Here is a 9,123-nt window from a genome sequence, read left to right on the forward strand (position 1 = left end):
TGTCTTCGGTCTTCGGGCGGGTATATGTTAGCACTTACGCAATACCTGCCGAGACAGCCATGAGCTTCCTTTCCGAGCAGGGCACCCTGGCCCTGGCGAGCCGCCTGAAGGCGCTCAGCGACCGCAGTTACGACCTGGTGGACCAGATCTACCGGGAGCACGGCATCGCGCTGCAGGCGCGCTGGTTCCCGGTGCTCCGGCTGCTGCAGCAGCGCGGGCCGATGGCCGTGGGCGACATCGCCCGCGAGGTGGGGCTGACCCATTCGGCGGTGAGCCAGCTGGCCAACAAGCTCACCCGCGAAGGCTTCCTGGTGCGCCAGAAGGGCGGCGACCGACGCCAGCGCGTGCTCGCCCTCGCCCCGCTGGCCGAAGAGGAACTGCGCAAGGCCCGGCCGCTCTGGCAGGCCATGCGCGCCAGCGTCGAGCGCCGGATCATGGACACCGGCGTCGACCTGCTCGCCGCCCTGTCGCAGTACGAAGCCAGCCTGGACGAGCGCCCGCTGCCGGCCGACGTCACCCGGCGCGTGCGCGCGCTGGAATCGGCCGCGCTGCGCATCGTCCCGTTCGCGCCGGCGCTGCGCGAGCACTTCTACCGGCTCAATGCCGAGTGGCTGGCCAAGTACTTCAAGATCGAACCCATCGACCACGCGGTGCTCTCCGAGCCCGAGAAGCACATCCTCGCGCCCGGCGGCAGCATCCTGTTCGCGCTGGTCGGCGACGAGGTGGTGGGCACCTGCGCGCTGATGCCCGACGGCCCCGGCGTGTACGAACTGACCAAGATGGCAGTGACCGGCGGCCACCAGGGCCTGGGCATCGGCCGCAAGCTGATGGAAGCCGCCATCGCCGAGTTCCACCGCCTGGGCGGCAAGGAACTGTTCCTGGAATCGCAGCGCCGGCTGCAGCCCGCGCTCAAGCTCTACGAAAGCGTCGGCTTCGAAATGCAGCCGGGCGTGAAACCCGGCAGCCACTACCAGCGCGCCGACGTCTACATGATCTACCGCGGCGCGCCTCAGGCCGCCAGGCCGTAGGAGCGCAGCAGGGCTTCGGGGTCGGGTTCGCGGCCGCGGAAGGCGACGAAGCTCTCCAGGGCCGGGCGCGAGCCGCCCACCGCCAGGATCTCGCGGCGGTAGCGCGCGCCGGTGGCGGCGTCGAACACGCCGGCCTCCTCGAAAGCCGAGAACGCGTCGGCGCTCAGCACTTCCGCCCACAGGTAGCTGTAGTAGCCGGCCGAATAGCCGCCCGAGAAGATGTGCGTGAACGCGTGCGGGCCGCGGTGCCAGTGCGGCGGCTTCACCACCGCCACTTCGTCGCGCACCTCGGCCAGCAGCTCCAGCGTGCGCGGGCCGCGCGCCGGGTCGAATTCCAGGTGCATGCGGAAGTCGTAGAGCGCGAATTCCAGCTGGCGCACCAGGAACAGGCCGGCGTGGAAATGCCGGGCCTGCAGCATCTTCGCGTACAGGTCGTCGGGCAGGCGTTCGCCGGTCTGCCAGTGTTTCGCGAACAGGTCCAGCGCCTCGCGCTGCCAGGCGAAGTTCTCCATGAACTGGCTGGGCAGCTCCACCGCGTCCCACTCCACGCCGCTGATGCCGCCGACGCTGGGCCAGTCCACCTCGGTGAGCAGGTGGTGGATGCCGTGGCCGAATTCATGGAACAGCGTGACCACGTCGTCGTGCGTGAGCATCGCCGGCGCATCGCCACTGGGCGGCGGGAAATTACAGGTCAGGTAGGCGACGGGCTTGTGCTCCGCCTCGCCGTCGCGCAGGCGCGAGCGGCACACGTCCATCCAGGCGCCGCCGCGCTTGCCGGCGCGGGCGTAGTGGTCGAGGTAGACGCCGGCGCGCACGCTGCCGTCGTGGTCCACCACGTCGAAGTAGTGCACGTCCGGGTGCCAGGCGTCCACGCCCTTGCGCTCGACCAGGCGCATGCCGAACACGCGCTCGGCCACGGTGAACAGGCCCTGCATCACCGCCGGCAGCGGGAAATACGGCTTGAGGTCTTCCTCGCTGAAGGCGAAGCGCGATTCGCGCAGCTTTTCGGAGGCGTAGGCCACGTCCCAGGGCTGCAGGTCGGGGATTCCGATCGTGGCCGCGAACGCGCGCAGCTCTTCCAGTTCGCGCTGCGCCACCGGCCGCGCCTTGGCCGCCAGTTCGCGCAGGAAACCCAGCACGCGTTCGGGCGTGCCGGCCATCTTGTCGGCCAGCGACACGTGCGCGGCCGAGGCGAACCCCAGCAGCTGCGCGGCCTCGTGGCGCAGGGCCAGGATGCGGCCGATGCGCTCGCCGTTGTCGAAGCGCCCGGCGTGCGGGCCCTGCTCGGACGCGCGGGTGTTGTAGGCGATGTACAGCTCCTCGCGCAGCGCGCGCGAATCGGCGAAGGTCAGCACCGCCTGCACCACCGGGCCCTTCAGCGTGGCCAGGTAGCCCTCGGCGTCCTTTTCCTGCGCCATCGCCCGCAGCAGGCCGCGGGCCGATTCCGGCAGGCCCGCCAGCTCCTCTTCCGACACCGGCCGCGACCAGGCATCGGTGGCGTCGAGCACGGCTTCCTCGAATTCGGTCTCCAGCTTGCTCAGCTCGTTCTGGATGGCCTTGAAGCGCGAGCGCGCCGGTTCCTCCAGCGCCACGCCGCTGAGCTGGAAGCCACGCAGGCTGTCCTCGACCAGGGCCTGGCGGGCGCGGTCGAGCGCGGCGAATTCCGGCGCGTCGCGCAGGGCCTTCACCGCCGCGTACAGGTCGCGGTTCTGGCCCAGCTCGGTGCCGTGTTCGGTGAGCTTTTCCAGCGCCTCGGAATAGGCCTCGCGCAGCGCCGGCGAATCCTTCACGCCATGCAGGTGCGACACCGGCGAGAAGGTGCGGCCCAGCCGCTCCTCCCAGCGCTCGAGCGGGGCCATCAGGCGGGCGAAATCACGCGCCGTCGGGTCGGCCACCAGGCGGTCCACCTCGGCGCGGAAGCCGGCCAGCACCTCGTCGATGGCGGGGTTCACGTGCTCCGGCGCGATGGCGGAAAACAGCGGCAGTTCGCCGTCGGCAAGCAGGGGGTTGTTCGTCGTGGTCATGGTTTCACAGGTGGCGGCGCGTGCCGCCGTTTCAATCAGCGGGTAAGGAACTTCACCACGAAATCGGCCAGCTTCCGGTAGGGCGGGTCGAACACGAACATGCCGTTCAGGCGCGACTGGTACAGCACCGGCATCGGCTTGCTGAAGGCCAGGAAGCCGGCCTCGCCGTGGTACTGGCCCATGCCGCTGGGGCCGACGCCGCCCACCGGCAGCTCGTGCTGGCCGAAGTGGATGAGCGTGTCGTTCACGCACACGCCGCCGGCCACGATGGCGTCGAGCGTGTGGCGCAAACGCGCGCGGTCGCGGTCGAAGGGATAGAACGCCAGCGGGCGGTCGCGGCCCTGGATGTAGGCGATCGCCTCGTCGTGGCTGTCGTAGGACTTCACCGGCAGCAGCGGGCCGAAGATTTCCTCCTGCATCACCCTGGCGTCGTCGGGCGGGTCCAGCAGCACCGTGGGCGGGATCACTTCCACGCCCGGCGGCGGCGTTTCGTTGTCGGGGCGGTGCTGCACCACGCTCACGCCGCGCTCGCGGGCATCGTCGAGCCAGGCGCGCAGGCGGTCGGCCTGGCGGTGGTTCACCACCGCGGTGTAGTCGGGGTTGCCGGCCAGCGTGGGGTAGCGGCGGCGCAGCGAGGCGAGGTAGGCGCGCACGAACTCGTCGCGCTGGGCGCGCGGCACCAGCACGTAGTCGGGCGCCACGCAGGTCTGGCCGCCGTTGAAGCACTTGCCGGCGGCGATGCGCTCGGCCGCATGCTCCACCGGGTAGTCCGGCGCGATCAGGGCAGGCGACTTGCCGCCCAGCTCCAGCGTCAGCGGCACCAGGTTCGGCGCCGCGGCGGCCATGACCGCCCGGCCCACCGTGGTCGAGCCGGTGAACACCAGGTGGTCGAAGGGCAGCCGGGTGAAGGCCGCGCCCACCGCGGCGTCGCCCAGCACCACCGACACGCGCTCGGGCGGGAACACTTCGCTGATGAGGCGGGCCAGCAGTTCGGCCGTGCGCGGCGTGTGTTCCGACGGCTTCACCATCGCGTGGTTGCCGGCGGCGATGGCGTCGGCCAGCGGGATCAGGGCCAGCTGGATGGGGTAGTTCCAGGGCGCCACGATGCCCACCACGCCCAGTGGTTGCCGGCGGATCTCGGCGCGGGCGGGCAGGAAGGCCCAGTTCACGCCGCGGCGCTCGGGGCGCATCCAGCCGCGCAGCTTGCGGCGCAGGTAGGCCACCTCGTCGAGCGTGGTCATGATGTCCGCGGCCAGGGTTTCGTGGCGCGAACGGCGGCCGAAGTCGGCGGACACCGCCTTCACCAGGTCGTCCCGGTGCCGGCGCACGGCCTCGCCCAGCCGGGCCAGGTCGTCCATGCGCTGGCGGTAGCCGGGCGGCTGGCGCCGGTGGGCGGCCCGCAGCTGGGCCAGCAGCGGGCGCAGGTCGTCGTCGGGGTGGGCGGGGGTGTCCATGGCTGGCAGTTTACGACCAAGGGACGTAAGGCGGGCGCGAATTCCCGGAGGTAGAATCAAACCATGAACCTGCGACCCTACAAGGGCATCCTGCCCACCCTCGGCGCCCGGGCCTACGTGGACCCGGCCGCCACCGTCATCGGCGACGTGCACCTGGGCGAAGACAGCTCGGTCTGGCCCGGCTGCGTCATCCGCGGCGACGTGAACCACATCCGCATCGGCGCCCGCACCAACGTGCAGGACGGCACCATCATCCACGTCACCCACGACGGCCCCTACACCCGGCCCGACGGCTTCCCGACGATCATCGGCGACGACGTCACCATCGGCCACGGCGCCATCATCCACGCCTGCACCATCGGCAACGCGGTGCTCATCGGCATGGGCGCCACCGTGCTCGACGGCGCCGAGGTGATGGACAACGGCTTCGTGGGCGCCGGCGCCGTGGTGCCGCCCGGCAAGAAGGTGCTGGCCGGCGAGCTGTGGCTGGGCAACCCGGCCAAGCCGGTGCGCCACCTTTCCGACAAGGAAATCGAGCAGCTGTACTACAGCGCCAAACACTACGTCCGCCTGAAGGACGAGTACCTGGCGGGCTGAACCCCGCCGCGGCTCAGGCCGTGGCCCGCTCCAGCGCCATCAGCCCGGCCAGCGCGTCGTCGCGGCTGGCGCCGCACATGCTGTCCGACGGCCGCAGCGAAGTGCACACCGCCGGCCGCTCCGGCGAACCGAAGACCAGGCAGCGGTAGTCGTCGCCCAGCTGCACGCAGGGCATGCCGGCAGGCTTTCCGTGCGGCATGCCCGGGATGGGCGAACTGATCGAGGGCGCGATGCAGCAGGCGCCGCAGCCGGCCCGGCAGTCCATCAGTCGGCGGTGTGCAGGGCGTCGGCGCGGGCGCTGAGCGAGGCGTACACCGGGTCGGTGTCCGGGCGCCGGCCGTGCCAGATCGCGAAACTTTCCGCCGCCTGTTCCACCAGCATGCCCAGGCCGTCCACGCGCGTTTCACAGCCGGCGGCCTGCGCCCAGGCCAAGAAGGGGCCCGCGGCCTCGCCGTAGCTCAGGTCCACGGCCAGGGTGCGCGCCGTGGCCAGGGTGAACGGCAGTTCCAGCGGCGCGCCGCCGCGGCCGGCCGAGGTGGCGTTGACGATCATGTCGAAGGTGCCGAGGTTGCGCAGGTCGGCCCAGTAGCGCGAATGCACGCGGCCGGGTTCGCCCATGGCGTCCACCAGCGCATCGGCTTTTTCCGGCGTGCGGTTGACCACCCACAGTTCGTCGATGCCGGCGTCGAGCAGGGCCGGCGCCACGCCGCGGGCGGCGCCGCCGGCGCCCACCAGCAGCACGCGGCGGCTGCGCAGGTCGATGCGGCGACGTTCGGTGAGGTCGTGCACCAGGCCGATGCCGTCGGTGTTCTCGCCGTGCCAGCCGTCGGCGTGGCGGGTGAGCGTGTTGGCGGCGCCGGCGCGGCGGGCGCGGTCGCCCAGGTGCGTGCACAGGGCCAGCGCGGCCTCCTTGTGCGGCAGCGTGATGTTGGCGCCGAGGCCGCCGGTTTCGGCGAAATGGGCCAGCGCGCGCTCGAAGTCCGCGGGCGCGGCGTCGATGGCGGCGTATTCCATGGCGATGCCGAGCTGGCTGCCGAAGGCGGCGTGGATGCGCGGCGACAGCGAATGCAGCACCGGGTGTCCGAACACGGCGTAGCGGGCGGTCATGTCATTCCTCCTTGAGCCAGCGCGCCGCGTCGAGCGCGAAATAGGTGAGCACGCCGTCGGCGCCGGCGCGCTTGATGGCGGTGAGCGCCTCGAGCGCGCAGGCGCGTTCGTCCAGCCAGCCGTTGAGCGCGGCGGCCTTGAGCATCGCGTATTCGCCGCTCACCTGGTAGACGAAGGTGGGCGCGCCGAAGTGGTCCTTCACCCGCCGCACGATGTCGAGGTAGGGCAGGCCCGGCTTGACCATCACCATGTCGGCGCCCTCGTCGAGGTCGAGGCCGACTTCGCGCAGGGCCTCGTCGGAATTCGCCGGGTCCATCTGGTAGGTGTACTTGTTGCCCTTGCCCAGCGCGCCGGCGCTGCCGACCGCGTCGCGGAAGGGGCCGTAGAAGGCCGAGGCGTACTTGGCGCTGTAGGCAAGGATGCGCGTGTTGACGTGCCCGGCCTCTTCCAGCGCCTCGCGGATGGCGCCGATGCGGCCGTCCATCATGTCGCTGGGCGAAACCACGTCGGCGCCGGCCTCGGCGTGCGAGAGCGCCTGCTTCACCAGCGCCTCGACGGTGTCGTCGTTGGTGACGTAGCCGCCGGCGTCCACCAGGCCGTCCTGGCCGTGGCTGGTGTAGGGGTCGAGCGCCACGTCGGTGATGACGCCCAGCTGCGGGAAACGCTGCTTGAGCGCGCGGATGGCGCGCTGGGCCAGGCCATTTTCGTCCCAGGCGGCCACGGCGTCGAGCGACTTGGCCTCGGGCGCGGTGACCGGGAACAGCACCAGCGCGGGGATCTTCAGCTCCACCGCCTGCTCGGCGGTGCGCAGCAGTTCGTCGATGGACTGGCGCTCGACGCCGGGCATGGAAGCCACCGGCGCGCGACCGCTGTGTTCGTGGATGAAGACCGGCAGGATCAGGTCGTCGGCGCCGAGCCGGTGCTCGCGCATCAGGCGGCGGGAGAAATCGTCGCGGCGCATGCGGCGCATGCGGGTGTACGGGAAGGCCATGCCTCGGCTCCTCGGAAAGGATGCGCCCATGATACGCCCGCCGGCGCGGCGGCTAAGATGCCGGCCATGCACCCGCACCGTTCCCTGCCACGCTCCGCCCGCGCCTGCCTGTGGCTGCTGGGCGCGCTGGCGCTGGCCTGCTGGGCGGGCCCGTGGCTGCCCGGCCTGCCCGACCCGCACCGCCCCGACTGGACCGCGCTGTCGTCGCCGCCCTCGGCCGCGCACTGGTTCGGCACCGATGCGATCGGCCGCGACATCCTGTCGCGCACGCTGGCCGGCGGCCGCCTGTCGCTCACCATCGGCGCGCTGGCCACCGCGGTGGCGCTGGTGGTCGGGCTGGCCTGGGGCGCGGTGGCCGGGTACGCCGGCGGCCGGGTGGAGCGGGCCATGGTGCGCGTGCTCGACGTGCTGTCGGCGCTGCCCTTCCTGCTGATCGTGATCCTGCTGCTGGCGCTGTTCGGGCGCTCGCTGTGGCTGCTGCTGGCGGCCATCGGCGGCTACGTCTGGATCGACCTGGCCCGCGTGGCCCGCGCCGAAGCCGCGCGCCTGCGCGAGATGCCCTTCGTGCTGGCCGCGCGCGCCGCCGGCGCCCGCTTCGACCAGGTGCTGCGCTGGCACCTGCTGCCCAACCTGCTGCCGCTGGGCCTGGTGTACCTGGGCCTGATCCTGCCGCAGGCGATCCTGGTGGAGAGTTTCCTGGGCTTCCTGGGCCTGGGCGTGGACGAACCCGCCGCCAGCTGGGGCAGCCTGCTCAGCGAGGGCACGCAGGAACTCGACGTGGCGCCCTGGTCGCTGCTGTTCCCGGCCGGTTTCCTGGTGGCCACGCTCGCCGCCTTCCAGTTCCTGGGCGACGGCCTGCGCGACTGGCTCGACGTGCGCGGGGCGCCCTGAGTGGCGGGCGAAGACGCGCTGCGCCTCACCGGCCTGGAAGTGCACGCGGGCGAACGCCGCCTGCTCGGCCCGCTGGACCTGGCCTTGCCCGCCGGCGAATGCCTGGCGCTCGTCGGCGAAAGCGGCAGCGGCAAGAGCCTCACCGTGGCGGCGCTGCTGGGCCTGCTGCCGCCGGGCCTGTCGGCGCGGGGCCGGCTGCAGGTCGGGCAAGGCGCCGACATCGCGCTCGGTTCGCGCGAACACGCGGCGCTGCGCGGCCGGCACATCGCCTGGGTGCCGCAGGACCCGCAAGCCAGCCTGCACCCGCTGCGCACCGTGGGCTCGCAGCTGCGCGAGAGCCTGCGCCTGCTGCGCGGCCTGGGCCGCGATGACGCCCGCCGCGAGGCGCGCACCCTGTTCGGGCGGCTGCAGCTGCCCGAACCCGACGCGCTGCTCGAACGCCATCCGCACCAGCTGTCCGGCGGCCAGCGCCAGCGCGTGCTGATCGCGCTTGCGCTGGCCGGCGCGCCGCGGGTGCTGCTGGCCGACGAACCCACCTCGGCCCTGGACCCGCGCCTCGCGCGCGAATCGCTGGCGCTGTTCGACCGGCTGCGCCACGAGCTCGGCCTGGCCGTGCTGCTGGTCAGCCACGACCTGCCGCTGGTGGCCGCACACGCGCGCCGGCTGGCCATCCTGCAGCGCGGCGAACTGGTGGAAACCGGCGACACCGCCGCGGTCTTCGCCGCGCCCGCGCACGCCTACACCCGCGAACTGCTGGCCGCCGAACGCCTGCCCGCGCCGGCGCCGTCGCCGCCCGGCCCGGTGCTGCTGCAGCTCGAAACCGTGGCCGTGGCCTACCCCGGCACCGCGCGCCCCGCCGTGCAGGACATCACGCTCGACCTGCGCCGCGGCGAATGCCTGGCGCTGGTGGGCGAAAGCGGCAGCGGCAAGTCCAGCCTGGGCCGCGCGCTGCTGCGGCTGGTGCGGCGCGGCGTGGCCGGCCGCATCCGCTTCGACGGCCAGGACCTGCTGGCCGCCGACCGCGCCGGCCT

The 9,123-nt window shown here is 72.3% G+C and carries 9 protein-coding genes; 4 read left to right on the forward strand and 5 right to left on the reverse strand.

All coding sequences use genetic code 11. From position 1 onward, the window contains the following. Positions 1-59 precede the first annotated feature (59 nt). Entirely contained in the window at positions 60-1,028 is a 969-nt protein-coding gene (locus tag N790_RS06350) for a bifunctional helix-turn-helix transcriptional regulator/GNAT family N-acetyltransferase (RefSeq protein WP_043802238.1), read from the forward strand. On the opposite strand, the gene N790_RS06355 is transcribed toward N790_RS06350, so the two are convergent. Next, on the reverse strand, positions 1,010-3,052 hold the full coding sequence (locus tag N790_RS06355; RefSeq protein ID WP_043802240.1) for a M3 family metallopeptidase: 2,043 nt from the start codon (positions 3,050-3,052) through the stop codon (positions 1,010-1,012). The genes N790_RS06350 and N790_RS06355 overlap by 19 nt on opposite strands. A gap of 35 nt (positions 3,053-3,087) precedes the next feature. Further along, complete coding sequence (locus tag N790_RS06360) at positions 3,088-4,506, reverse strand: coniferyl aldehyde dehydrogenase (protein ID WP_043802243.1); 1,419 nt, start codon at positions 4,504-4,506, stop codon at positions 3,088-3,090. Between the two features lie 63 nt (positions 4,507-4,569). On the opposite strand from N790_RS06360, the gene N790_RS06365 reads away from it, so the two are divergent. Further along, on the forward strand, positions 4,570-5,103 hold the full coding sequence (locus tag N790_RS06365; RefSeq protein WP_043802244.1) for a gamma carbonic anhydrase family protein: 534 nt from the start codon (positions 4,570-4,572) through the stop codon (positions 5,101-5,103). Between the two features lie 13 nt (positions 5,104-5,116). Here the strand turns inward: N790_RS06365 and N790_RS06370 are convergent, their stop codons facing one another. The 3 genes from N790_RS06370 to hemB are packed head-to-tail and all read right to left on the reverse strand — an operon-like array spanning position 5,117 to position 7,201. Further along, the gene (locus N790_RS06370) at positions 5,117-5,368 is read right to left on the reverse strand and encodes a YkgJ family cysteine cluster protein (RefSeq protein WP_043802246.1); all 252 of its coding nucleotides are present in this window, start codon (positions 5,366-5,368) and stop codon (positions 5,117-5,119) included. Continuing rightward, positions 5,368-6,210, reverse strand: coding sequence for a shikimate dehydrogenase (aroE, locus tag N790_RS06375; RefSeq protein ID WP_043802247.1), 843 nt, complete (start codon positions 6,208-6,210; stop codon positions 5,368-5,370). The genes N790_RS06370 and aroE overlap by 1 nt, the downstream gene beginning before the upstream one ends. 1 nt (position 6,211) lies before the next feature. Next, the gene (gene hemB, locus N790_RS06380; RefSeq protein ID WP_043802250.1) at positions 6,212-7,201 is read right to left on the reverse strand and encodes a porphobilinogen synthase; all 990 of its coding nucleotides are present in this window, start codon (positions 7,199-7,201) and stop codon (positions 6,212-6,214) included. Between the two features lie 66 nt (positions 7,202-7,267). On the opposite strand from hemB, the gene N790_RS06385 reads away from it, so the two are divergent. Together N790_RS06385 and N790_RS16585 are read left to right on the forward strand one after the other, a co-directional pair. Beyond that, on the forward strand, positions 7,268-8,092 hold the full coding sequence (locus tag N790_RS06385) for an ABC transporter permease (RefSeq protein WP_043802251.1): 825 nt from the start codon (positions 7,268-7,270) through the stop codon (positions 8,090-8,092). Beyond that, positions 8,093-9,123: ATP-binding cassette domain-containing protein (locus N790_RS16585; RefSeq protein ID WP_043802254.1), on the forward strand; the 1,031-nt coding region annotated here is incomplete at its 3' end.

The organism is Arenimonas malthae CC-JY-1 (assembly GCF_000747075.1).
Taxonomy (GTDB): domain Bacteria; phylum Pseudomonadota; class Gammaproteobacteria; order Xanthomonadales; family Xanthomonadaceae; genus Arenimonas; species Arenimonas malthae.